Origin of the sequence: Streptomyces sp. NPDC127117 (assembly GCF_042677325.1) — a bacterium.
Classification (GTDB): domain Bacteria; phylum Actinomycetota; class Actinomycetes; order Streptomycetales; family Streptomycetaceae; genus Streptomyces.
Genome location: NZ_JBHXTM010000011.1, coordinates 28,821 through 52,274 on the forward strand (window position 1 = coordinate 28,821; position 23,454 = coordinate 52,274).

Annotated in this window: 21 protein-coding genes; 7 read left to right on the forward strand and 14 right to left on the reverse strand. The window is 72.1% G+C overall.

Annotation, left to right across the window (positions count from 1 at the left end; translation table 11 throughout):
* Positions 1–143: 143 nt before the first annotated feature.
* Both ACFVH0_RS12390 and ACFVH0_RS12395 read right to left on the reverse strand, forming a co-directional pair.
* A complete protein-coding gene (locus ACFVH0_RS12390; protein ID WP_385819505.1) occupies positions 144–2,732 on the reverse strand; it encodes an SdrD B-like domain-containing protein in 2,589 nt (862 codons plus the stop codon).
* Between the two features lie 451 nt (positions 2,733–3,183).
* Positions 3,184–3,996 carry a sulfite exporter TauE/SafE family protein gene (locus tag ACFVH0_RS12395; RefSeq protein ID WP_385819506.1) on the reverse strand — a complete coding sequence of 271 codons (813 nt, stop codon included), beginning with the start codon at positions 3,994–3,996 and terminating at the stop codon, positions 3,184–3,186.
* 101 nt (positions 3,997–4,097) lie between these two features.
* Between ACFVH0_RS12395 and ACFVH0_RS12400 the strand changes: the two genes are divergently transcribed.
* Positions 4,098–4,892 carry an AraC family transcriptional regulator gene (locus ACFVH0_RS12400; protein WP_385819507.1) on the forward strand — a complete coding sequence of 265 codons (795 nt, stop codon included), beginning with the start codon at positions 4,098–4,100 and terminating at the stop codon, positions 4,890–4,892.
* A gap of 46 nt (positions 4,893–4,938) precedes the next feature.
* On the opposite strand, the gene ACFVH0_RS12405 is transcribed toward ACFVH0_RS12400, so the two are convergent.
* The 10 genes from ACFVH0_RS12405 to ACFVH0_RS12450 form a co-directional block, all read right to left on the reverse strand.
* A complete protein-coding gene (locus ACFVH0_RS12405; protein ID WP_385819508.1) occupies positions 4,939–5,781 on the reverse strand; it encodes a hypothetical protein in 843 nt (280 codons plus the stop codon).
* A gap of 166 nt (positions 5,782–5,947) precedes the next feature.
* On the reverse strand, positions 5,948–6,454 hold the full coding sequence (locus tag ACFVH0_RS12410; RefSeq protein WP_385819509.1) for a DUF5994 family protein: 507 nt from the start codon (positions 6,452–6,454) through the stop codon (positions 5,948–5,950).
* Positions 6,451–7,056: a DUF5994 family protein gene (locus ACFVH0_RS12415; protein WP_385819510.1), complete on the reverse strand. Its 606-nt coding sequence runs from the start codon at positions 7,054–7,056 to the stop codon at positions 6,451–6,453. The genes ACFVH0_RS12410 and ACFVH0_RS12415 overlap by 4 nt, the downstream gene beginning before the upstream one ends.
* A 148-nt stretch (positions 7,057–7,204) precedes the next feature.
* Positions 7,205–7,558 carry a monovalent cation/H(+) antiporter subunit G gene (gene mnhG, locus ACFVH0_RS12420; RefSeq protein ID WP_385819511.1) on the reverse strand — a complete coding sequence of 118 codons (354 nt, stop codon included), beginning with the start codon at positions 7,556–7,558 and terminating at the stop codon, positions 7,205–7,207.
* Positions 7,555–7,899, reverse strand: a complete 345-nt coding sequence (locus tag ACFVH0_RS12425) for a monovalent cation/H+ antiporter complex subunit F (RefSeq protein ID WP_385819512.1) — start codon at positions 7,897–7,899, stop codon at positions 7,555–7,557. Before ACFVH0_RS12425 ends, mnhG begins: the two co-directional genes overlap by 4 nt.
* A complete protein-coding gene (locus tag ACFVH0_RS12430; RefSeq protein ID WP_385819513.1) occupies positions 7,896–8,522 on the reverse strand; it encodes a Na+/H+ antiporter subunit E in 627 nt (208 codons plus the stop codon). Before ACFVH0_RS12430 ends, ACFVH0_RS12425 begins: the two co-directional genes overlap by 4 nt.
* The gene (locus tag ACFVH0_RS12435; RefSeq protein ID WP_385819514.1) at positions 8,519–10,174 is read right to left on the reverse strand and encodes a Na+/H+ antiporter subunit D; all 1,656 of its coding nucleotides are present in this window, start codon (positions 10,172–10,174) and stop codon (positions 8,519–8,521) included. The genes ACFVH0_RS12430 and ACFVH0_RS12435 overlap by 4 nt, the downstream gene beginning before the upstream one ends.
* The gene (locus ACFVH0_RS12440) at positions 10,171–10,773 is read right to left on the reverse strand and encodes a Na(+)/H(+) antiporter subunit C (RefSeq protein WP_385819515.1); all 603 of its coding nucleotides are present in this window, start codon (positions 10,771–10,773) and stop codon (positions 10,171–10,173) included. The genes ACFVH0_RS12435 and ACFVH0_RS12440 overlap by 4 nt, the downstream gene beginning before the upstream one ends.
* Positions 10,770–13,697, reverse strand: a complete 2,928-nt coding sequence (locus ACFVH0_RS12445; RefSeq protein WP_385819516.1) for a Na+/H+ antiporter subunit A — start codon at positions 13,695–13,697, stop codon at positions 10,770–10,772. Before ACFVH0_RS12445 ends, ACFVH0_RS12440 begins: the two co-directional genes overlap by 4 nt.
* 146 nt (positions 13,698–13,843) lie before the next feature.
* Entirely contained in the window at positions 13,844–14,275 is a 432-nt protein-coding gene (locus ACFVH0_RS12450; protein WP_385819517.1) for a (4Fe-4S)-binding protein, read from the reverse strand.
* Between the two features lie 172 nt (positions 14,276–14,447).
* On the opposite strand from ACFVH0_RS12450, the gene ACFVH0_RS12455 reads away from it, so the two are divergent.
* The 5 genes from ACFVH0_RS12455 to ACFVH0_RS12475 are packed head-to-tail and all read left to right on the forward strand — an operon-like array spanning position 14,448 to position 20,027.
* The gene (locus ACFVH0_RS12455) at positions 14,448–17,429 is read left to right on the forward strand and encodes a nitrate- and nitrite sensing domain-containing protein (RefSeq protein ID WP_385819518.1); all 2,982 of its coding nucleotides are present in this window, start codon (positions 14,448–14,450) and stop codon (positions 17,427–17,429) included.
* On the forward strand, positions 17,426–17,863 hold the full coding sequence (locus ACFVH0_RS12460; protein WP_385819519.1) for a roadblock/LC7 domain-containing protein: 438 nt from the start codon (positions 17,426–17,428) through the stop codon (positions 17,861–17,863). Before ACFVH0_RS12455 ends, ACFVH0_RS12460 begins: the two co-directional genes overlap by 4 nt.
* Positions 17,860–18,264, forward strand: a complete 405-nt coding sequence (locus tag ACFVH0_RS12465) for a DUF742 domain-containing protein (protein ID WP_385819520.1) — start codon at positions 17,860–17,862, stop codon at positions 18,262–18,264. Before ACFVH0_RS12460 ends, ACFVH0_RS12465 begins: the two co-directional genes overlap by 4 nt.
* A 6-nt stretch (positions 18,265–18,270) precedes the next feature.
* Positions 18,271–18,840: an ATP/GTP-binding protein gene (locus tag ACFVH0_RS12470; RefSeq protein WP_384762294.1), complete on the forward strand. Its 570-nt coding sequence runs from the start codon at positions 18,271–18,273 to the stop codon at positions 18,838–18,840.
* Between the two features lie 53 nt (positions 18,841–18,893).
* On the forward strand, positions 18,894–20,027 hold the full coding sequence (locus tag ACFVH0_RS12475) for an FAD-dependent monooxygenase (protein ID WP_385819521.1): 1,134 nt from the start codon (positions 18,894–18,896) through the stop codon (positions 20,025–20,027).
* A 68-nt stretch (positions 20,028–20,095) separates the two neighbouring features.
* Here ACFVH0_RS12475 and ACFVH0_RS12480 read toward each other — a convergent pair whose 3' ends face one another.
* Together ACFVH0_RS12480 and ACFVH0_RS12485 are read right to left on the reverse strand one after the other, a co-directional pair.
* Positions 20,096–20,497, reverse strand: a complete 402-nt coding sequence (locus ACFVH0_RS12480; RefSeq protein WP_385819522.1) for a RidA family protein — start codon at positions 20,495–20,497, stop codon at positions 20,096–20,098.
* Complete coding sequence (locus ACFVH0_RS12485; RefSeq protein ID WP_385819523.1) at positions 20,494–21,621, reverse strand: acyl-CoA dehydrogenase family protein; 1,128 nt, start codon at positions 21,619–21,621, stop codon at positions 20,494–20,496. Before ACFVH0_RS12485 ends, ACFVH0_RS12480 begins: the two co-directional genes overlap by 4 nt.
* 198 nt (positions 21,622–21,819) lie before the next feature.
* Between ACFVH0_RS12485 and ACFVH0_RS12490 the strand changes: the two genes are divergently transcribed.
* A complete protein-coding gene (locus ACFVH0_RS12490; protein WP_385819524.1) occupies positions 21,820–23,421 on the forward strand; it encodes an AMP-binding protein in 1,602 nt (533 codons plus the stop codon).
* Positions 23,422–23,454 lie beyond the last annotated feature (33 nt).

Below are 23,454 nucleotides of genomic sequence, written 5' to 3' on the forward strand. Positions count from 1 at the left end.
CCGCACAACCAAACCGCCCGCCCTTGGCGGTCGTTTCCACTGGGGGGCGGTACACACCGGGGGGGGGTTGGCCCCCCGGGGGGGGCCCCACCCCGCCCGGTCCGGCCCGGAGGGTCACCGAGGCCGGCTGCCCTGCCAGGGGGCTAGGGCCGCTCGTTGTGCAGCGCCCTTCGCCTGCGCATCAGCACGAACAGCACCGTGCCGAGGGTGGTGAGCGCGGCGGCGCCGGCCAGGGCCGTCAGGACCGCCTGGCTCAGGCCCGTACCCGCCAGGTGCGAGCCGGGGTCGGGGCCCGGTGCCGGCGGTGTGCCCGGCGCCCCCGGTGCCGGCGCCGTCGCTGTTGGCGTCGGTGTCGGGGTGGGTGTGGGCAGCCGCCGGTTGACCGCTGTCACGGAGACCCCGGCGTCGAGGTTGCCGGACGTCAGCACCAGTGGCCCGAACACCGTCTCGTCCGGTACCGCGTATCCCGCCGGTGGGCTGACTTCCTGCCAGTAGTACGTCCCCGGCACGCCGCTGCCCCGGCAGATGCCGTCGGCCTCGGTCGTACATGCCTTGCCGACCCGCGTGTCCGGCGTCGCCCCGGTGGTCTGCGCGCCCTCGGAGCCGTTCGTCTCCTTCCACAGCTGGAACTCCGCCCCGGCCAGCGGTTTTCCGTTCTGGTCGTGTTTGACCAGGCGCAGCACACCCTCCTGTTGTCGGAAGCCGAAGTCGTAGGTGTGGTCGTTCTCTCCCGGCCCGCCGGTGGTCAGCGCCCGTTCCGGGTACTTCGCGCCGGACGGGACGATGCCCTTGGAATCGATGAAATGGTTGTCGCCGACATCCGCGTCGGTGGGCACCCACTGGTGGAGCGGGCCGCCCTCGGCATAGTCGGCCGGGTTGTCGAGCCGGATGGTGTACTTGGTCGTCGGTTCGAGGCCACCGGTGACGTTGGAGTCGTCGAAGTAGTACTCACCACGCTCCGATGTCCTGGTCGTACCGACCTGCTTGCCCGACTCGTCGTAGAGGTGGACGGTCGCGCCGACGACCGGGCGCTGGCCCGGCTCCTGGGTGCCCTTGCGCTCGGGGTCGTACCAGACCCGGTTGCCGATCTGCAGCGGGGCCTGGTCGCAGAGCACTTCCAGGTCACCCATCGAGGCGCCCTTGCCGAACGGGGCCACGGTCCCGGGCGGGTTGAGGCGCAGGCCGCCCTTCGGATCCTGCTTGCCGTCGCGCTGGACGAAGGAGGTGCCGTACCCGAAGGCGGTGCTGTTGGGGTCGAAGCCGGAGGTCGCGATGGTGTTCTCGGCCTTGGAGAGCGCCATGCCCGCGAAGGCCGCGTTGTGGTGGGAGCCCATCCGGCTGTTGTCGAAGAAGCGTGTTCCCCGGGGGGAGAGCCCGCAGCCGTTGTTGGTGTCCATCACATACACCCCGCCCGCCAGGCATGCCTTGTTCAGGTCGCCGCCCGACAGGACGTTGCCGGGTGTGTTGGGTGTGGGACCGGCCGGGGCGCGGTCGCCGAAGCGGTCGCGGAAGGCCAGCAGCATGGAGCCGTCGGCCTCGAAGCCGATCTCGCCCAACTCCGGTTCGGGTTGGGCCAGATAACTCTGACAGCTCTGTCCGTTCTGGGAGGTCGGGAAGGTGTCGGTCCAGGGGAACCAGCCCGCGCCGTCGCATGCGCCACTGCCGACCGTGGACTGACGCGGGTAGTCCAGCGGCTGGTCCAGCACCGCCTTGCGGAACTCTCCGGTGGCGAGGTCGAAGGGCATGACCACCGCGCGCAGGTCCGAGGGCTTCCCGGTGGACTCGCCGGAGCACACGCCGCCGAGGTAGCCGACGCCGTCCTGCAGGCCGAGGCCGAAGGGGCGCCAGTCCCCGGCCGCCGGGCAGCCCGGGTCCGGGATGTCGTGGACGGCCTTCGGCGCCGGAGCGGTCGCCTTCGTGGCGTCGTAGCGGTAGAGCTTGCGGTTGCCGAGGTTGACGGCGAACAGGTTCTTGCCGTCATCGGTGACCTTGATGCCGCCCAGGCTCTCCTTGCCCGGTACGGAAAGGAAGGCGTCGTCGGTACCCGAACCGTGCGCCGTCGTCCCCGCGTCCGGGACGACGGTGAACAGCGTGGTTCTCTTCTGCGCGGGGTCGGTCACGTAGATCCCCCCGGCGCCGCCGGGACCGTAGTCCGTGGAGCGCTTGGCCACCGCCGAGGAGAACACCCGCTTGTCGGCCTTGTTCCACGCGATGCCGAACAGCGTGCCGGTGTCGGCGGCGGTGGCGATGTTCGTGACATCGACATCGACGCCGTCCTGGCCGCGTGCGTCGTACGGGAAGGAGACCAGCGTGCGCTGGGCCCCGCCCTCGCGGGCGGCGGGCTGACAGGTCGTCATCAGCGGTGCGTTCTTCTGGCAGTAGTCACCCGGATTCCACAGCCCGGTGGTGTACGCCACGCTCTTCCCGGCGGAGAGGTCGACGAACTCCTCATTGCTGCTCAGCCGTTCGGGTGCGCCGTCCAGTCCCTGGCGCGAGGCGAAGGCCGGGAACAGCACCCCCGGCCTCGGATTCACCACCTGCACCCGGTACTTGCCGCCGGTGGTCCCACCCGCCGCCGGAGTCAGTGTCACGGTGCCGTCGGCCGCCGTGACCCCCTCGACGCCCGCCCCGGCTTCGTCGGTGAGGGTCACCTTGACGCCCGCGATGCCCGGTTCCAACGCGGGCTTCCACACTCCACTGGTGTCCACGGCCCGGATCACCCGGACCGTCACCGACCCGTCCTCCGCCTGCGAGTAAGCCGCAGGCGCCGTGGCTAACGAGCCACTGCCGATTCCCAGGGCGAGCGCGGCCACACAGCCAATGGTGCGGCGACCGAGCAGGCCCGGCCGCCGTCGACCCGACTCGGGCGCGGCCCCCTTCGCTTGTTCATTTGTAGATGTCATCCCCTGCTCTCAGCGTTCAGAAGGGCCTGATGCCCCTACTCATGAGGGAGTACATAGAGATGCGGAGAACCGCCTTACCCGCGATCTTAAAAGTGATTTGGGCAAGATCGTGGCGGAATGGCGAACTCGTTCTTCACCGAATCCTCGCGCGACGGCCTCCGAGCGCATCGCGGGCGCGGCGGCGGGGGCGGGGCGACAGGGGCGGGGCGGCAGGGGCAGGGCAGGAAGAGCGGTTGCCGGCAGTGGGAGAGGGGGACGTGCGACGGAGCCCGTGGGTGCGTCAGAGTCCCATGGCCAGCATCACGAGCAGTACGACCACGAGCAGAGCGACGTACGCGATGGAGTGGACGCGGTCCGGCACCCGTCCGGTGAGGCGTCTGGCCACCGCGATGGTGGGGAGCGAGCCGATGAGCAGGGCGGCGCCGGCGGTGAGGTCGACGTAGCCGAGTTGGCCGGGGCCGGAGGCAGTGGTGGGGGCAAGTGCGTAGACCAGGGTTCCGGCCACGGCGACGGGGACGCTCAGTGGGTTGGCCATGGCGGTCGCCTCGGCCATCGGAAGGCCCCTGCGCCGCAGGAGCGGGACGGTCATGACGCTGCCGCCCACTCCCAGGCCGGCGGCCACGAGGCCGATGCCGACGCCGCCGAAGGTGACGGTTCGCCGTTCCAGCGGCTGCGGGCGGGTCCGTCCGGCCACGGAGAGGAAGCCCTTCCTCAGCAGGCTGTCGGCGATCGTGATCAGCAGGTAGGCGGCGAACAGCAGGCGCAGCGCCGTGCCGCCGATCAGGGTGGTCGCGAAGGATCCGGCGACGGCGCCCGCCGCGATGAACGCCGCCAACGGCCAGACGTACTCGCGGCGCAGTCGGCCCTGGCGCCACTGGGCCAGGGCCGCCGCCGTGGCGTTGACGACCATGACGGCCGCCGAGGTCGCCACGGCCACGTGCATCGCGTCCGCGTCCGCTCCGGGGCGCGCCGTCACGGTCAGGACGCCGTAGACGACGGGGACCGTGATGAAACCGCCACCGAAGCCGAAGAGCACGGTCGTGATGCCGGTCAGGCAGCCGAGGGACAGGAGGGTGAGGAAGGAGGTCAGCACTGGTCCGACATTAGGGAGCGCCGGGCTTGGCGGGCAATCGATGAGTTGCCTACTATCTACGCGCAGCAGACACCGCGCTCGTTCGCGGGTAGCCTCAGGGCATGCGGAACATTCCGGTCGCGGAGGTGGACGGGCTCGATCGTGCGGTGCTGGCCATCGGCACCGACTATCCCCCTGACCACCTGCTCATCCGGCACGAGCACCGCCGCGCCCAGGTCCTGTACGCGGCCACCGGCGTCATGCGGGTCGAGACGGCGGACGGCAACTGGACGATCCCCACCGCCCGCGCCGTACTCATCCCGTCCAGGACCAGGCACCAGGTCGCGATGACGGGCGTCAGCACGCGCAGCCTCTACATCGAGCCCGCCGCCGTACCGTGGTTCCCGTCCCGCTGCCAGGCCGTGGACGTCTCCGCCCTGCTGCGGGAACTGATCCTGGAAGCCGTCGAGATGGAGCCGTACTACCCCGCGCACAGCCGCGACGCGGCGGTCGCCGCGCTCATCCTCCACGAGCTCAGGAACCTCACGCCGCTCCCCCTCGATGTGCCGCTGCCGTCCGATCCCCGGCTGCGCGGCCTGTGCGAGGCGTTCCTGCAGCAGCCGGACATCCACGACCCGCCCGCGCGCTGGTGCGCGGCACTCAACATCAGCGAACGCACCCTCGCCCGCCTGTTCCTGCGCGGCACCGGCCTGACCTTCTCGCAGTGGCGTCAGCGTGCCTGCGTCCTGCACTCCCTCCAGTACCTCACCGCGGGTACGCCCGTCACACGCGTCGCGACCCGGCTCGGCTATGACAACCCCGCCGCGTACACGGCCGCGTTCAAGAGGCTTCTGGGGCGGCCGCCCACGGCGTACCGGAGCCCCGACGCCACCGGTGTCCGGAGCCGGGAGGAGTGAGCGACAGGGTGGCCCCGTAGCCGGCCGGTTCGTGCGGCCGTCCGGCTCACGGGCCCGTGGGGCGCTGGTGGCCCACGTCGCGGGCCAGGTCCAGGCCGAGTACGCGGTCGAGGTGGGCGAAGGTCTCGAACTTGGCGCCCGCCGGCACATCGGAGCGTGCCGCCACCCCGGCCAGCAGCGCCAGGACGGAGGCCACGTCGAGATCCTCGGCGAGCGCCTCGTGGGACTGCCGCAGCAGGTCGGCGGGGATCGGCCTGGACGGCTCCTGCGCCCAGTCGGCGACCGACCGGCGCCAGTCGCGAAGGGTCTGCCTGGCCCCGGCGAGCGCGGCGCCGGTGACCGTGACCGGCGTTCCGTGGGGGCTGCTGAGCAGCAGCAGGCGCACGGCCAGCGGGTCGGCGGTGTCCGCGGGGTCGGGGGTGCCCGGATCGGGGACGCCCTCCGCCTGTGGAGCCGTGACGACTCGGCCCACCTCGATCAGGGCGCCGCCCTGGGCGTCGTCCGGGACGGCGTCCCGGGCGACCACGTGGACGTCGGCGGGGCCGCCCAGTGCCGCCTCCGGGCGATGGGCTCCGACCACTGCGGGGGGATGGATGCCGAGCACCGCCATGACCCGGTCCAGGGCTCGGGCCCGGTCGGGCGTCAGCTCCGGGGTGGTGAGGACCGTGACGACCTGGAGGCCGTTCAGTTCCGCGGTGCGTGCCAGGACGTCACCGATCAGCGGGACGCGCAGGTGCAGCGGGCCGATGCCGGTGCCGGTGGCCGGCCCCGTGCCGGTGGGCGGCCCCGTGCCGATGTCCGGCAGATGGACGCGGCTGCGCAGCAGGCGGCGCGGTGCGGCGGGGACTTCCACGAGGTGGCCGGTGCGGGTGTCGGTGATACGCAGCATGGTGCGGAGGCTAGTCGCGGGGGCCTCCCGCACACGGGAGCCCGTGCGCACCGTTCGCGTCTCATGCCGCGAATGCCGTCCCGGGAGTACCGTGGAGGGTGGGTCGGCGCACGCTCACGTGCACCGCCCGGAAGGGCGACCCCGGCGCATATTGCCGGGGTCGTTGTCACGTCGGCCGACGACGCGGTGCTCCCGGCCGGGCCGGGGTGATACCGGCGGCTTCGAGTATCTGCTCGGCGGATGCGCGGTTGTCGTCCCGTACGGCCATGGTCATCGCTGCGTGTGCGGCCGCGGCGGAGGACTGCGGCGGGATGACCAGGAACGCGAAGTGGTCGTGGTGGCCGCGAGTGATGATCATGGTGCTGTCGTCCACGGCGGACCAGTCGATACGGACCTTGCGCTCGCCGACGACGAGGTACGCCGGGACCTCGTTCCAGGCACTCGCGTCCAGGCCGACACGCGCGATGGGTCCGAGACTGGCCGTCAGCGCTTCGATCAGGTCGGGCAACTGGCTTCTGATGTCGCGTGAGCGGGGCCACCACGCACCGTCGAAGATCCCGGCACGGCTGGAGGTCGTCTCCATCCGCAGCACGGCGCTGCCCGGGACCACGGGCTGATCGGCGGTGTCCCGGAGCAGCAGGAGAGGTACCGGGTCACGTGAGCCGGCGGTCATGGGTTGCCGGCTGTCCGCAGACCCGGGGCCGTGCCCTGGTGGACGGGCCGTCGGGGTGCCGGCGTCCGGGGTGCCGCGCCCTGGCCGCCCTCGGAGTCCCAGGCCAGTTCCCGGGTCGAGTCCCAGTCGGCCTCGGCCGCGATCCGGAAGAACTCCGCCTCGTCCATCAGGCCGCTCGCGGTGAGCACCCGCAGAGGATCGGCGGCCGCGGTCATCAGCCGGGCGGCTGTGGCCGGGCCGGTCTCCGGGGGGATCACCAGCAGGTCCCAGCGACCGGTGGTGTAGGAGAGCAGCAGGAGTTTGTGCGGGTCCTGTTCGGCCTCGAACCAGCCGACGTGGACCAGATGCCCGGCGACCTGCACCTTGCGCGGGATGACCGGCCAGAAAGTGGGGTTGACGGTGACCCGGGTGATCCTGCCCCAGAGCGGATCGAGTACGGCCATCAGCGGCGGCAGTTCCGCCGTCAGGTCGCGGGAGCGGGGCCACCACGCACCGTCGACAAGGGCCGCAGAGGTGCCGGCGGGAACCAGCATCAGTCGGAGCGGCGACGAAGAAGGGGTCCGGCCTTCGACCGCCTGCGGGTACTCGATGATCGCGGTCATGACGCGAACCCTGCCCCGGGCCGGTCATGACCGGCCCGGTGTTGTGAATCGCCGAGAGCGGCACCGGCCTGAAAGCGGGTGCACGAATTGTCCCCGGTGGCTCCAGGGTACTCCTGACCAGGGCCTTCCTGCCGGACCGTGATGCCGGTCAGCTCTCCTCGGTCAACTGCTCGTCCAGTTCGTCGAAGAGCAGCTCGCCGTGGTCGATCTGGCCGGTCCGGTAGGCGGATCGCGCCACCAGGTGGGCGGCGACGGGGCCGGTCATCAGCTGGAAGAAGCCGATCAGCGCGAGGGTGGCGAGGTCCATGCCGCTGCGCAGCCGCAGGGCGACCCCGGCGAGGACCAGGAGCATGCCGAGGGTCTGCGGTTTGGTCGCGGCATGGCTGCGGGAGAGCACGTCCGGCAGCCGCAGCATCCCGATCACGCCGAGCAGGCAGATGGCCGCGCCGACGAAGACCAGGGCCGCGCCGGCCAGGTCGAGGATCTGGAGCCAGACGGTCACCGCGATTCCCCCTCGGGGTCTTCGGTGCCGTTCCCGGCCCGGTCCTTGCCGTGTCGCGGCGGTCTGTCGCGTACGGCGATGAAGCGGGCGATGCCGACCGACCCCGTGAACCCCAGGAACGCCAGCACCAGCATGATCGGGAAGTAGAACGAGTCCCGTGCGAAGGCGGACTTGGCGCCGAGGCCCGCGATGATCAGGGCGGCGCACACGTCCAGCGAGATGGCGCGGTCCAGCATGGAGGGGCCTCGGCGGATGCGTTCGAGCAGTGCCGCTCCGGCGATGACGATGACCACGACGGCCGCGGTGAGCAGCGCCCGGTCGACGGTCTCCGGGACGCTCATGCGTCGCCCTCCCTGTCGGGTGCGGCCGGTGGAGGTGGTGCGGCGACGCGGGCGATCTCGTCCGCGGTGCCGAAGGCCCGTACGGTCAGCCGTTCCAGGCGCCAGACGGAGCGGCGCGCCGCTTCGAGCACGGCGGGCCGGTCCGCGTCCAGGACGTGCAGGAAGACGGTGGCCGTGGCGCGGCGTACCTCGACGACCGATCCTCCGGGCACGTTGGAGACGGCCACGGCGGTGGCCGCGAGCATCAGGTCGGAGCGGCAGCGCAGTGGTACCGCGATGACGGCGGCCCGGTGCGGGTGGTCGACGAAGATCTGCCGGGTGACGCGTACGCCCGAGGTGTACATGTCGTAGAGCAGATATCCGGCGAGCATCAGGATGCCCCAGGGGTGCAGGCGGAGTCCGAGGTCGACCCGGGGCAGCGGGAAGGCCAGGCAGACGGCCACGGCGACGATCGCGCCGGTGAGCAGGTTGGCCGGGTTCGGGCTGGACCAGAGCAGCACCCAGATGAGGGTGAGCCAGGCGATGAGCGGGAGGTCGAGCACGCGTCGTCGGCGTCCGGTGAACTCGCAGCTGAAGGGCGGCAGGTCCTTGTTCCGGAAGGACAGCCTGAGCAGGCGTTTCACCGGCCGAGCACCGCCTGTACGTAGGGGGCCCGCGCGATGAGTTCGGCGGCCGCGCGGTCGGTGTAGGAGGTCAGGGGGCCCGCGAGCACGGTGAAGGCGAGGCCGAGTGCGACGGTCGCCGCGGTGGCCCCGGTCATCGGCAGGGGCAGTTTCGTCGTGGTGGTGACGGCGTGCCCGTGGAGGGTGGCCGCGACGGCCCGCCCGGCGGGCTGGTGGCGGGGGCGGACCGGTTCGTCGCCGGTGCCGGGGATCCGGTCGGGGCCCTCGTCCGCATCGTCGTCGTCCTCGTCGGAGTCGGCCTCCAGGACGGTGCCGGTGGCGGCCTGTCCGGGAGGTGCGGCCCGCCAGAACGCCAGGTTCCAGACCTTGGCCGTCACGTACAGGGTGAGGAGGCTGGTCACCGCCGACCCGGTGACGAGGATCCACGCCCAGACGCTGCCGTCGGCGACACCGGCCCTCATCAGCCCGAGCTTGCCGATGAAGCCGGACAGCGGCGGGATGCCGGCCAGGTTCATGGCGGGTACGAAGAAGAGGGCGGCGAGCAGCGGGGCGGCCTTGGCGAGGCCGCCGATCCGGGTGAGTTCGGTGGTGCCGCTCCGGCGTTCGATCAGTCCCGCCACCAGGAACAGCGTGGTCTGGACGGTGATGTGGTGGGCGACGTAGACGATCGCGCCGCCGTACGCGTCCCGGGTGGCGAGGCCGATCCCGAAGACCATGTAGCCGATGTGGCTGATGAGGGTGAAGGAGAGCAGCCGTTTCAGGTCGGTCTGGGCCACCGCTCCGAGGATCCCGACGACCATCGAGGCGAGCGCGGCGGCCATCAGCAGATCGCCGAGCCGGTTGCCGGGGAAGAGCAGGGTCTCGGTGCGCAGCATGCAGTAGACACCGACCTTGGTGAGCAGACCGGCGAAGACGGCGGTGACCGGGGCGGGTGCGGTCGGGTAGGAGTCGGGGAGCCAGGCGGCGAGCGGGAAGACGGCGGCCTTGATGGCGAAGACGGTGAGCAGCATCCCCTGGATCAGGGTCTGGACGCCGAGCGGGAGCCCGGCGAGGCGGCCGGCCAGCTGGGCGAAGTTCGCGGTGCCGGTCGCCGCGTACGTCATGGCGATGGCGGTGAGGAACAGCATCGACGAGAACAGCGAGATGATCACGTAGGTGGAGCCTGCGCGGATGCGGGGTCCGGTGCCGCCGAGGGTCAGCAGGACGAAGCTGGCGACGAGCATGATCTCGAAGCCGACGTAGAGGTTGACGAGGTCGCCGGCGAGGAAGGTGCAGGAGACCCCGGCGACCAGGATCAGATACGCCGGGTGGAAGACCGCGACGGGTGTCTCCTCCTCCCGGTCGGCCATGCCCTGCCCGAGGGAGTAGACCAGCACGCAGAGGGTGACGGCCGAGGAGACGGTCAGCATCAGTCCGGACAGCCGGTCGGCGACCAGGGTGATGCCGAGCGGCGGGGCGAAGTCACCGAGGTGGACGGTGAGCGGGCCGCGCGTGTCGGCGACGATCATCAGGGTGACGGAGAGCCCCAGTACGGCGGTGAGCACGGCGACGCTGATGAGGCGCTGGAGCTGCTTGAGGCGGGTGCCGAAGGCGAGGCTCAGGCCGGTGGCACAGAGCGGCAGCAGCACCGGCAGGGGGACGAGTGCGTTCATCCGGTGGCTCCCGGGTCGGCGTCGGGGTGGGCCCGCTGGGCCGCGTAGTCCTCGGGGTCGGCGCCCAGCACGTCGTGCCAGAGGTCACCGGTGGCGTCCCGGCCGCGGGCCTGCAGGGCGCGGTCGGCGCGCAGCCGGGCGCGCAGGCGGCGGCGCTCCTCGCGGTACCGTTCGCGTTCCTCGTCGGTGACGTCGTCGGTGGCCCGGTACCGCTCGCGCAGTTCGTCCCGTTCGCCCCGTACCTCGAAGCGCAGCGCGATCCGGCGGTCCTCCAGGTCGTCGTGGACCTCGTCGGTGCCGGTCAGCTGGTGGCTGCGGTAGGCCATGGCGAGGAGGAACGCGGTGGTGGCGAGGGTGATGACGATCGCGGTGAGCGCGATGGCCTGCGGCAGCGGGTCGGTGACCTGTCCCAGCGGGACGCCGTAGAGGAGGGGTTCCGCGCCGGCCCGGCCGCCCGCGGCGAGGACGAGCAGGTTGATGCCGTTGCCGGCGATGACGGCGCCGAGCAGGATGCGGGTGAGCGGGCGGGTGAGCATGAGGATGCCGCCGACCGCGCAGAGCACCGCGGCGGTGGCCAGGAGGGAGACGCTGACGGTCATCCGGGGGTGCCTCCCGTGCCGGGTGCCGGGCGCGGTGGTGCGGCGGTGCCCGCCGCGGCCGCCTGCTCGGCCGCCGCGCGCTCGATCTGGCGGTCGATCTTGGCGCCGAGCGCGCGCACGATGTCCAGCACCACGCCCAGGACCAGCAGGTAGACCCCGAAGTCGAAGAGGACGGGCGTGCCGATGTGGTACTCACCGATCAGCGGCAGCCGGCCGTGGTGGGTCCAGGCGTGCAGGACCGTTCCGTCGGCGAGGCCGAGCAGGGCGACGCCGGTGGAGACGAACAGCCCGAGGCCGGTGAAGAGTCCGGGCTGGAGCGGGGCGGCCTCGGCCAGTTCGAACCGGCCGCCCGCCAGATAGCGGGTGATCAGGGCGAGTCCGGCGACGAGCCCGGCGACGAAGCCGCCGCCCGGCATGTTCTCGGCGCAGAACAGCAGGTACACCGAGAGCACCAGGACCGGGTGGAACAGCAGCCGGGCCACGACCTCGAAGACGACGGAGCGGTGCTCGGGCGCCAGCGTCGAGCCGGCCGCGAGCCAGCCGCGCTCCGGTGCCCCTTCGTCGCCGTGCGGCAGTCCCGTCATCCCGGGTGCCGTCAGCGACCAGGCGGTACGTCCCCGTACCTCATCGCGCGGTGACGGTCCCTCGGTCCGGCGGTGCAGATAGATCAGACTCGTGACGCCGACCGCCGCCGCGGCGAGTACGGCGGACTCCCCCATCGTGTCCCAGGACCGCAGGTCGACGAGGATGGTCGCCACGACGTCCTTGAGCCCGTGGTGGGAGACCTCCTCGACCATGGCCGCGCCCGCCGGGTCGGCCGTCCGGGCGGCCGAGGCGACCCACACCACCACGCCGAGCGTCGCCGCCGCGGCCAGCGCCACCGGGATGCGCACCGCGCGCCGCCAGGTGCTGACCGACTCCTGGAAGTGCACCGGCATCCGCCGCAGCACCAGTACGAACACGATCATCGACACGGTCTCGACGCAGAACTGGGTGAGCGCCAGGTCCGGGCCGCCCTGGACGACGAAGAGCAGCGCCGCGCCGTATCCGGTCAGCCCGGCCAGGACCACGGCCTTCATCCGGCGGCGGACGGTGAGGCAGAAGAGCGCCGCCGCGCAGGTCAGCAGGGCGACGGCGCCCTGGAGCGGGGCGTCCCAGACGCGCGGGGCCACCGCTCCGCGCCAGGGCCGGTCCACGCCGAGGACGGTGAGCTGGCCGGCCAGCATCACCAGCAGGGTGGTGGCGAGGTAGACGGAGAGCGAGCCGCGCTGGACGAATCCGGTGAGCTGGAGGGAGAACCGTTCCAGGCCGAGCAGCAGGTGTCCGAAGACGCTGTCGGCGGTCGGCCAGGCGATCCGCCGGGAGAGCCGGGTCACGGTGGTGCGCCCCATGAAGAGCAGCGCACCGCCCGCGGTGGCGACGGCCGAGAGCAGCAGTGCGTTTCCGAAGCCGTGCCAGAGCGCGAGGTGGTACGGGTGCGCGGACGGCGGGAAGGCGTCCGCGTACGCGCTGAACAGCCGGTCGGTCCAGCCGACGCCCGGCCCCAGCACCAGCCCGCAGACCGCGAGCAGGGCGGGCGGTGCGAGGAAGGCCCAGCCGACCCGGTGCACCGGGGTGTCCTCGGTCCCGGGCTTGCGGAAGAAGGCGCCCCAGACGAACCGCACGGTGTACGCGACGGTCAGGGCCGAGCCCGCGACCGTGATGCCCAGCGCCCAGCGGTCGGCGGCCGATCCGTGCAGCAGTGCGTCGAACGCGGCCTCCTTGGCGGCGAATCCGAGCAGCGGGGGCAGGGCCGCCATGGACGCGGCGGCGAGCACCGCGACCGTGCAGACGTGCGGCAGTGCCCGGCCGACGCCGGAGAGTCTGCGCAGATCACGGGTGCCGGCCGCGTGGTCGACGATGCCGGTGACGAGGAACAGCGGGGCCTTGAACAGTGCGTGACCCAGGATCATGACGGCGGCGGCCAGCGCGGTGTCCCGGTTGCCGGTCCCGGCGAGCAGGGTGAGGAAGCCGAGCTGGCTGACGGTGCCGTAGGCGAGGACGAGTTTGAGGTCGTTCAGGCGCAGCGCCCGCCAGCCGCCGAGCAGCATGGTCGCGGCGCCGAGGACGATCACGACGGGCCGCCAGACGGGCACGTCGGCGAAGCCGGGCGCGAGCCGCGCCACCAGGTAGACCCCGGCCTTCACCATCGCGGCGGCGTGCAGATAGGCGCTGACGGGGGTGGGTGCGGCCATGGCGTTCGGCAGCCAGAGGCTGAACGGCCAGATCGCCGACTTCGACAGGGCCCCGCACAGGATCAGCACCACCGCGACGGAGACGGCGAGGCTCGCCCGGGGCGGGTCGGCGAGGATGGCGGAGATGCGGTAGGTGCCCGCCGAGTCACCGATGATCAGGAAGCCGACGAACATCGCGAGACCGCCGAGGGTGGTCACGGTGAGCGCCTGGAGCGCGGAGCGGCGGCTGTGTCTCTGCTCGCTGTCGTACCCGATCAGCAGGAACGAGAAGACCGTGGTCAGTTCCCAGAACACATAGAGCGAGATCAGGTCGTCGGCGAGGACGAGGGCGAGCATGGCGCCCGCGAACGCCAGGAGATTGCCGGCGAATCCGGCCAGTCGGGGGGTCTCGTCGGTGAAGTACGAGGCGCAGTAGAGCAGGACGAGCGTGCCGATTCCGGCCGCGAGCAGCACCATCAGCTCGGCGAGCGCGTCGAACCGCAGCGCGACGGTGACGTCGTACGCCGGCATCCACCGCCATGACCAGGTGACCGCGGAGCCGGACGCCGCGGTGTTCCACTGCGTGGCCGCCCACACGGTGGCGGCGGCCGGTGGCAGCGCGAGGACGACGAAGGCGCGTCTGCCCAGCGTCCGTACCAGTGGTCGCGCGAAGGCGGCCAGGACGAAGTGGCAGACGATGAGCGCGGTCATACGGCCCCGGGGAGCGTTCCGCGCCCGCCGCGGACGGGCGTCCCGGGCCTGGGCGATACGTAACGGGCAAATGGCACCCAATACAGATATATCCCCGGCCGCGCTTCACCCGTACGGCGCGCCGCGCCCGACGCCGCGCGGTGGGTTCACCCGTGCTCGCCGCAGACCCCGCTGTGGTCGCAGTACGGCCGGTTCCCGGTGAGTCCGCAGCCGCAGAGCATCACCCGGGTCTCCTGGCGCGGCCCCTCGGGGGTGGCCACTTCGAGATCCCCGCGCAGGTGGAGCACTCCGTCGGAGTGCAGCGAGGCATGGGTCGGCACCTCGGGCTCCTCGTCGGGGGCACCGTCGGTGCGGTGGTACTGCAGGGCGCCGCTGGGGCAGCGGTGGATGACGTCGGCGATGTCGTCGGCCGGGGCGTTCGCCGGCTGGATCCACGGCTTGCGGGCGGTGTCGAAGACCGACGGCAGGCCGCGTACGCATTCGGCGGCGTGCAGACAGCGGTGCACGTCGTAGTCGACGGTGATTCCCTCGCCGTCGTAGGACCTGACCGCGGGGCGCGGGGGCTGGTCGGTGGCCACCGGTGACCTTCCTGGGTCGGTTCGTGACTCCGTACGGATGGTTCAAGCCTCCCCCCGGACCTCCCGGCCCGCTACTCGGACCGGGATGAATCCGGCCATCCGGATCACGGTGGCGGAGATGTGTGTGATCAGTGATGCACCTGTGAGCCCGCTTTCTTTTCATTTTTTCACTGTGACTAATATCTATCTGTCGAAGTTCTCAACGGATTTGACCAGTCCCGAGGCTGGCATCATCAAGGAGCACGCCCTGCGCACGCGCGCCTCACGGCGGACCGAATCGACCACCATGTCGCTGCGGACAGCCCTGCTCGTTCTGGCCATCGTTCCCGGCGTCGCACTGGCCGCCCTCTGGGCCGTCACCAGTGGTCAGACCCTGCTGGACTTCCAACGCCAGGCCGCCCAGGGGCAGTTGGCGCAGAAGGCCGGCCAGCCGTCCAACATCGTGTACTACAACCTCCAGGCGGAGCGCCGGCTCAGCGCCGAGGTGCTCGCCCGGCACAAGGGCGCCGCCGAAGAGCTCCAGCGGCAGCGCAAGCTGACCGACGACGCGGTCGAGAGCTTCCAGTCGCTCTCCGACGTGGCGACCGACGACGCCCCCGACGAGGTCCGTGACGCGGTCGGCAAGGCCCGCGCGGCCATCAACCAGCTGCCGGCCCAGCGCGCCCTCGTCGACGACGGCGGCGACGACCAGCAGAAGGCCGTGTACGGCTACTACACGGACCTGATCGCGGTCGACCTCCAGCTCTTCGCGGCGCTCAGCCATGTCGACAACGGCCGGATCACCACGCTTTCGCAGCCGCTGGTCGACCTGTTCTGGACCAAGGAGATGATCTCCCGCTCGGACGCCCTGCTGGCGCGCGGCTGGTCCGGGGGGAAGCTGAGCACCGAGGACCTGAAGCAGGTCCGGGAGGCCGTTTCCGGCCAGGAACTCCAGTTCTCCACCAAGGTCGTTCCCCAACTGCCCCCGGACGAGAAGGCCATGTGGGAGAAGATCACCCACAGTTCGGCCTGGAAGACCAAGACGCAGGTGGAGAACGAGGTGTTGCGCCCGGCCGAGGCCGGCTCGGACGGGTTCGTCACCCTCGGCGCCCGGGAGAAGACCTGGCGCGGGGCGATGGACGAGCTGACCCCGCAGATCGAGAAGCTCCTTGAGCACCGCACCGCCAGTGTGGTCGAGGAGGGCAAGGGCAGCGTCATGTCGCTGCTGTTCAAGATGGTGCTGACCACCGTCGTCGGCCTGGTGGCCGTGATCGCGGTCATCTGGACCACCTGGCGCCTCACCCGCAACCTCCGCCGCCGGATCGGCAGCCTCCAGGAGCGGGCCGAGGAGCTGGAGAAGGCCCTGCCGGACGTCGTCGAGCGGCTCGCCCAGGGCGAGCGGATCGATGTCGAGGCCGAGGCACGAGCCATCGAGCACGACAGCAAGGGCGGCCGGAGCGACGAGCTGACCCGGCTCGGCGACGCGCTCAACCTGGCGCGCACCAGTGCGCTGGCGGCGGCCGTCAAACAGGCCGACCAGCACCGCGGCTTCGAGCGGCTGCTCCAGCGCATCGCCCGCCGCACCCAGCAGTTGATCGGCCAGCAGCTGAAGAAGCTGGACGAGCTGGAGCGCAAGCACGAGGACCCCGAGGTGCTCGACGGTCTCTTCGACCTGGACCACCTCACGGCCCGGCTGCGGCGGTACGAGGAGAACCTGGTGATCCTCGCCGGCGGTTCCCCGCACCGGCGCTGGCGCAAGCCGGTTCCGCTGCTCGACGTGATGCGTTCCGCCCAGGGCGAGGTGCAGGACTACCGGCGCGTGGTGCTGGACCTGGACGGCAGCCCCTGGCTGTCGGAGCGGGCCGTCGGCCCGGTCTCCCATGTGCTCGCCGAGCTGATCGAGAACGCGCTCAGCTTCTCCCGGCCGCCGAGCCCGGTCGAGGTCAGGGCCGCGAAGGTGAGCCGGGGTCTGGCCATCGAGGTCGAGGACCGCGGACTCGGGATGGAGGAGGACCAGTTGGCGGCGGCCAACGACCTGATGGTCCGGCCGCCCCGGATGGACGTGCTCGCCCACTCCGACGACATCCGTCTCGGTCTCTATGTGATCGCGCGCCTCGCGGACCAGCACGGCCTGCGGGTGGAGTTCCGCTCCTCCGCGTACGGCGGTACCCGCGTGGTGCTGCTCGTCCCCGACGAACTCACCGTCCCCGAACCGCGGACCGGTCCGGTCGGCGTGCCTGCCCCCGCTGCCGCCGCCCCCGTCGCCCCCGTCGCGCCCGCCGCGCCTTCGGCCCCCGCGGCCGACGGCGCGCTGCCCACCCGCGTACAGGGTCAGGCGCTGGCCGGGGTCACCGCGCTGCACACGGCGGGCGCCCCCTACGCCACCACCGAGCAGCCGCACCCGGTCGCCGAACAGCCCTACCCGTCCCCGGAGCAGGAGCCGTACCAGCCGGGGCCCGAGCAAGCGCAGGAGCAGCCGTACGCTCCGCCGGCCGCGCCGTACGCCGCGCAGGAGAGCCCGTACGGCCAGGCCGAACAGCCGTACATGACGGCCGCCGGCCAGTACCCGGTGGACCGGCCGCCCTACCCGGCGCCGCAGGGCGAGTACCCCGGTGACCAGCCGCCGTACCCTGCGCCCCAGGGCGAGTACCCCGGTGACCAGCCGCCGTACGCGGCACCCGCCGAAGCGTACGCGGCTCCGCAGCAGCCGTACGCGGCCCCGTACTCCTCCGCCCCCGGGACGGACCGCGCGGCCCTCCCGATTCCCGCGCCCCGGCAGTCCGGGCCGCAGAACGTCCGGCCCGCCCGGCTGCCGGTCTCGGAGCCCGACCACCCGGCCCCGCCGGACGTCGCGGCCATCCGCACCCAGGACGCGGGGCACGGGTCCGACCGGCCCGCCCTTCCCGCGCCCGGTGCGGAACCCCCGCTGCCGCGCCGGGTACGGCAGGCCAGCCTGGCCGACGAGCTGCGGCTCGACCCGGCGGCCTCCCGGCCCGCCGCACCGCAGCCGCCCGGCCCGTCCGAGAACCCGCAGCCGCGACCGGCGCCACGCCGGGCCGGCGCCGCGATCGGGGCGTTCCAGCGCCGGTCCCGTGCCGCCCGCGCGACCGACGAGGCGCCGAAGCAGCCTGCACCGCCAGCCATCCCGCACCCCACGAGAGAAGAACGGCCATGACACGCACAACCGCCACCCACCAGGATCTCGACTGGCTGCTCGACGGCCTGGTGGACTCGGTGGCCGAGACCCAGAACGCCGTCCTGCTGTCCGACGACGGGCTCGTGGTGAGCCACTCGCGCACCATCGACCGCGCCGACGCCGAGCGGCTGGCCGCCATCTGCACCGGCCAGCAGAGCCTGGCCCGCGGCGTCGGCCAGCTCTTCAACGGCGGCGGCGTGCACCAGGTCATCGTCGAGCTGAACAACCTCTGGCTCTTCATCATCGCGGCCGCCCAGGGCACCCACCTGGCCGTGATCGCCTCCCAGGAGGTGGACGCCGAGATCATGTCGCTCGCCATGCACAACCTCGTGCAGCAGGTCGGCCAGAAGCTCACCACGCCGGCCCGCGGTGAGTTCGACGCCTTCGGTACCGGGGACGGGCAGCGCGCGTGACCCCGTACTGGGAGGAGGAGGCCGAGGAGGACGGGGCGGGCACGATGGTGCGCCCGTACACCATCACCCGGGGCCGGACCGCTCCCGAGCGGGACGACTTCAGCCTGATCACCGTGCTCACGACCGCGCAGGACCCCCGGGACGAGCACGGTGCGCCGGTGCGGCCCGGACGGCTCCAGCCGGAGCACCGGATGATCCTGGAGCGCTGCCTGCGCCCGGCCGCGGTCGCCGAAGTCGCCTCCGACCTCGGCCTCCCGGTGTCGGTGACCAAGATCCTGCTGGCCGACCTCGTCGCCCAGGGCCTGCTGCTCGCCCGCGCCCCGCTCTCGGTGGCGCGGGTGGCGGGCGGGCGCGACATGGGCCTGCTGGCCGCCGTTCGAGACGGACTCCGGAGACTCTGAACCAAGATGACAAGCAGTCAGGCGGCCCCCGCCGCCGTCAAGATACTTATCGCCGGAGGCTTCGGCGTCGGCAAGACCACCCTGGTGGGCGCGGTCAGCGAGGTCGCACCGCTGCGCACCGAGGAGTACCTCACCAAGGCCAGCATCGGGGTCGACGACCTGGCCGGTGTCGGCCAGAAGGACACCACCACCGTGGCGCTGGACTTCGGCCGTATCACGGTCAGTTCCGAACTGGTGGTCTACCTCTTCGGCACCCCCGGCCAGGAACGCTTCTGGTTCATGTGGAACGACCTGGTCAACGGGGCGCTCGGCGGCGTGGTGATCGCCGACACCCGCAGGCTGGAGACGAGCTTCGCCTCGATCGACTTCTACGAGAGCCGGGACATCCCGTTCGTGGTGGCGATCAACTGCTTCCACGGCCACAACACCCGCACCCCGGACGAGATCAGGGCCGCCCTCGACCTCGACCCGCACGTGCCGCTGCTGATCGGTGACGTCCGCGACCGGCCGTTCGGCCGGGACGTGCTGCTGGCTCTGGTGGACCACCTGATGAGCCTGCCCGTCGCGGCCGGCTGACCGTCCGCTCCCCCGTAACTCTCTGCACCTTTCTCGCTCTGGAGACACCTGAGATGGCAACACCCCTGCGCGTCCTGATTCACGGCGGCGGCATCGGCGGGCTCACGCTCGCCACCGCACTGGCCCGGCGCGGCCACACCGTCGAGATCGCCGAACTCCGCGACGAGGTGGACGCACTCGGCGTCGGCATCATCCAGCCGTCCAACGCCCTCCACGTCATGCGGGAGATCGGGGTCCTGGACGACTGCCTGGCGGCGGGCTTCGAGTGGGAGATCCTGACCATCGCCGACCCGGCCGGCAACACACTCGCCGAGATACCCCAGCCGCGGATGGGCGACGCCCCCTCCAACAACGGCATCCCGCGCCCCGCCCTGGCCCGGGTGCTGAACTCCGCCGCCGTCGCCGCGGGTGCGAAGATCCGCTTCGGCACCACCATCACCGAGCTGACCGACGACGGCTCCGGCGTGGACGTCACCCTCTCCGACGGCTCCTCGGGCCGCTGGGACCTGGTGGCCGCCTTCGACGGCATCGGTTCGCCGCTGCGCACCCGGCTCTACGGGGACCGCTACACCCCCGAGTACACCGGCTTCGCGAACTGGCGGGTGACGGTTCCCAGGCAGCCGCAGGTGCGGGGCGTGGTGATGGGCACCGCGGGCAAGGACGCGAAGGCGCTGCTCACCCCGATCACCGAGGAACTGATGTACCTGGGTGCGGTGTTCGCGGAGTCCGAGGACTTCCGGCCGGACCCGGAGCGGGCCCACGAGCAGCTCACGGAGCGGCTCGCGATGTTCTCCGGACCGGTCGCCGAGGCGCTGGCCACCGTCACCGACCCGGCCTCGGTGGTGTACTCGCGGATCTCCCAGGTGACGGTCGAGGAGCCGTGGCACGTCGGCCGGGTCGTCCTGGCCGGTGACGCCGCACACGCCTCCACCCCGCACATCGCGCAGGGCGCGGCGATGGCCGTCGAGGACGCGCTGGTGCTCGCCGAGTCGCTGGACGCCGGGTCCGACGTGGCCGCGGCGCTCGAAGCGTGGGAGGCACGCCGCCGCCCCCGGGCCATGTGGGTGCAGGCCATGTCGCGCGCGGTGCTCAAGCAGGAGACGGGCAACGAGACGACGCCCGAGGAGGACGAGCTGCTGAAGGTCGGCATCCCGGGCGCGGCGCACGTGCTGGTGAAGCCGTACTGACCGGCACCGGTGCGCGCTGATGCGCCCAGGGCCGTACGGGCCCGGATCACCGGGCCCGTACGGTGCGTTCACGGCAGTACGGCCACCCCGTCGATCTCGACCAGGGCCTGCTCGTCCCAGAGCCTGGCCACGCCGATGACCGCCATCGCCGGGTAGTCGCGGCCCGCCATCCGCCGCCAGATCCGGCCCAGTTCGGCGGACCGTTCGCGGTAGTCGGCCACATCGGTGGTGTACACGGTGACCCTGGCGAGGTCCGCCGGGGCGCCGCCCGCCGCGCGCAGGGCGGTGAGCAGATTGGTGAGCGCGGTGGCGAACTGCTCGGGCAGGCCGTCGCCGACGATCTTGCCGTCCTCGTCGAGGGCGGTCTGCCCGGCCAGGAAGACCAGTTGACTGCCGGTGGCCGTGACGGCGTGCGAGAAGCCCGTGGGCGGTGACAGGTCGACGGGGTTGATCCGGTGGACCGGACTCATGCGGACGCCTCCCGGGTCGCGTACAGCTCCTTGGCGATGATCGTGCGCTGGACCTCGCTGGCGCCCTCGTAGATCCGTGGCGCGCGGACTTCCCGGTAGAGGTGTTCGAGGAGGTGGCCGCGGCGCAGGGCGCGGGCGCCGTGCAGCTGGACGGCGGTGTCGACGACGTACTGCGCGGTCTCGGTGGCGTACAGCTTCGCCATGGCGGCCCGGCGCGGCACGCCGGGCTCCCCCGCGTCGTACCCGGCGGCCGCCGCGAACACCAGGAGCCGGGCGGCCTCGGTCCGGGTCGCCATCTCGGCGACCTGGTGGGAGACGGCCTGAAGGTCCTTCAGCGGGCCGCCGAACGCGGTGTGGTGGGCGGTGTGTTCCACGGTGGCGTCCAGAGCGGCGCGGGCCATGCCGACGGCGAACGCGCCGACGCTGGGGCGGAACAGGTTGAGGGTGTCCATGGCGACCCGGAAGCCCCGGTCGGGTTCGCCGAGCACGTCGTCGGGGGTGACCGGGACTCCGTCGAAGGCCAGGGCCCCGATGGGGTGCGGCGAGAGCATGTCGAGGGCGGTGCCGGTCAGTCCGGGGCGGTCGGCGGGGATCAGGAACGCGGTGACGCCCCGGGAGCCGGCGCCCGGGGTCGTGCGGGCGAACACGGTGTAGAAGTCGGCCTCGGGGGCGTTGGAGATCCAGCACTTCTCGCCGGTCAGCCGCCAGCCGCCGGGGGCGGGTGCGGCGCTCAGGGCGAGGGCCGCCGCGTCGGAGCCCGCGCCCGGTTCACTGAGTGCGAAGGCGGCGACGGCGTGGCCGGCCCGCACCTCGGGGAGCCAGCGTTCGCGGTGGGCCGGGGTGCCCGCCCGCACCAGGGGGTGGGTGCCGAGGCCCTGGAGGGCGAGCGCGGTCTCGGCCTCGGTGCAGCCGCGCGCCAGGGACTCGCGGAGCAGGCAGAGGTCGAGGGCGCCCGAGCTGAGCAGCCGGTCGAGCAGGCCCGCCTCGCCGAGTGCGGCGATCAGGGGGCGGTTGACGTGGCCGGGGGCGCCCTTCTCGGCGAGGGGGCGCAGTTGCTCTTCGGCAAGGGTTCTTAGCTCTTCACACCAGGCGGTCTGTGCCGGATCGAGTGAGAATGCCGTCATACGGGCGCCTCTCTGGTCGCGTCTCGTCTTCCCGGTCTCTCGTTCCCGTTTTTCCCGTCCGTGTTCCTGTCCGTTCTCCCGTCCGTTCGATGTCCCGTATCCCGTCCGCCCGATTTCCTGTCCACCCGCTCTATCGCGGACCGTTGACTACCGTCACCCAAACGATACGCTCCAGAGGCGACAAGGGGGCGAGCCGTCATGGACCCGAAGACCTCAGCGCACGTCGACACCTTCGCCGGGGAGCACCTGCCACCGAAGGACCAGTGGCCGGAACTGCTCTTCGACCTTCCCGAGCTGCAGTACCCGGACCGCCTCAACTGTGCGGCGGAACTGCTGGACCGTACGGCCGACCGCTTCGGCCCCGACCGCCCCGCCTTCCGCACCCCGGACGGCACGGTCTGGAGCTACCGGGAGCTGCGGGAGCGGGTGGACCGGATCGCCCATGTCCTCACCTCCGACCTGGGGGTCGTCCCCGGCAACCGGGTCCTGCTGCGCGGCCCCACCACCCCCCTGCTGGCCGCCTGCTGGCTCGCGGTGCTGAAGGCGGGCGCGATCGCCGTCACGGTGCTGGACCGGCAGCGGTCCGCCGAACTCGCCACCATCTGTTCCATCGCCCGGGTGAGTCACGCGCTGTGCGACGACCGGGCGGTCGGTGACCTGGTGAAGGCCGAGGTGCCGGGGCTGCGGATCACACCGTACGGAGGTGGGGGCCCGGACGATCTGCTGCGCCTGGCCGAGGCCAGGACCGGGCCGTACCAGGCCGTGCGGACGGCGGCGGACGATGTCGCGCTGATCGCGTTCACCTCGGGCACCACCGGACGCCCGAAGGGCTGCATGCACTTCCACCGGGATGTGCTCGCCATCGCCGACACCTTCTCGGCCCATGTCCTGCGGCCCACCCCCGACGACGTGTTCGCGGGCAGCCCGCCGCTCGGCTTCACCTTCGGCCTCGGCGGTCTGGTGGTCTTCCCGCTGCGGGCCGGCGCGAGCGCCCTGCTGCTCGAACAGTCCGGCCCGGCGCAGCTGCTGCCCGCGCTGGCCGCCCACCGCGTCTCGGTGCTGTTCACCGCGCCGACCGCCTACCGGGTGATGCTCGACCGCATGGACCACCACGATCTGAGTGCGCTGCGGCGCTGCGTCTCGGCCGGGGAGAACCTCCCGGTCGCCACCTGGCGTTCGTGGCACGAGCGGACCGGGCTGCGCATCATCAACGGCATCGGCGCCACCGAGCTGCTGCACATCTTCATCTCGGCCGCCGACGACGCGATCCGCCCCGGCGCCACCGGAGTCCCCGTCCCCGGCTGGCAGGCCCGGGTACTGGACCGCGACGGGCACCCGGTGCCGGACGGAGAGCCCGGACTGCTCGCGGTACGCGGCCCGGTCGGCTGCCGCTATCTCGCCGACGAGCGCCAGCGGGACTACGTCGCACACGGCTGGAACCTCACCGGGGACACCTACGTACGCGATCGGGACGGCTACTTCCGTTACGTGGCCCGCGCCGACGACATGATCATCTCCTCCGGCTACAACATCGCGGGCCCCGAGATCGAGGACGCCCTGCTGCACCACCCCTCGGTGGCCGAGGCGGCGGTGGTGGGCCGGGCGGACGAGCTGCGCGGCCAGATCGTGGTGGCGTACGTGGTGCTGCGCGAGGGCGCCGGGACGGCGGCGGACGAGTTGCGCGCGTACATGAAGACCGTGCTGGCCCCGCACAAGTGCCCCCGCGTCATCGAGTTCCTGCCCGCGCTCCCCCGCACCGCCACCGGCAAGCTCCAGCGCTTCCGGCTGCGGGAGGGCTGAACCGGAAATGCGGGTGCCGCGCTCCCCGCGCAC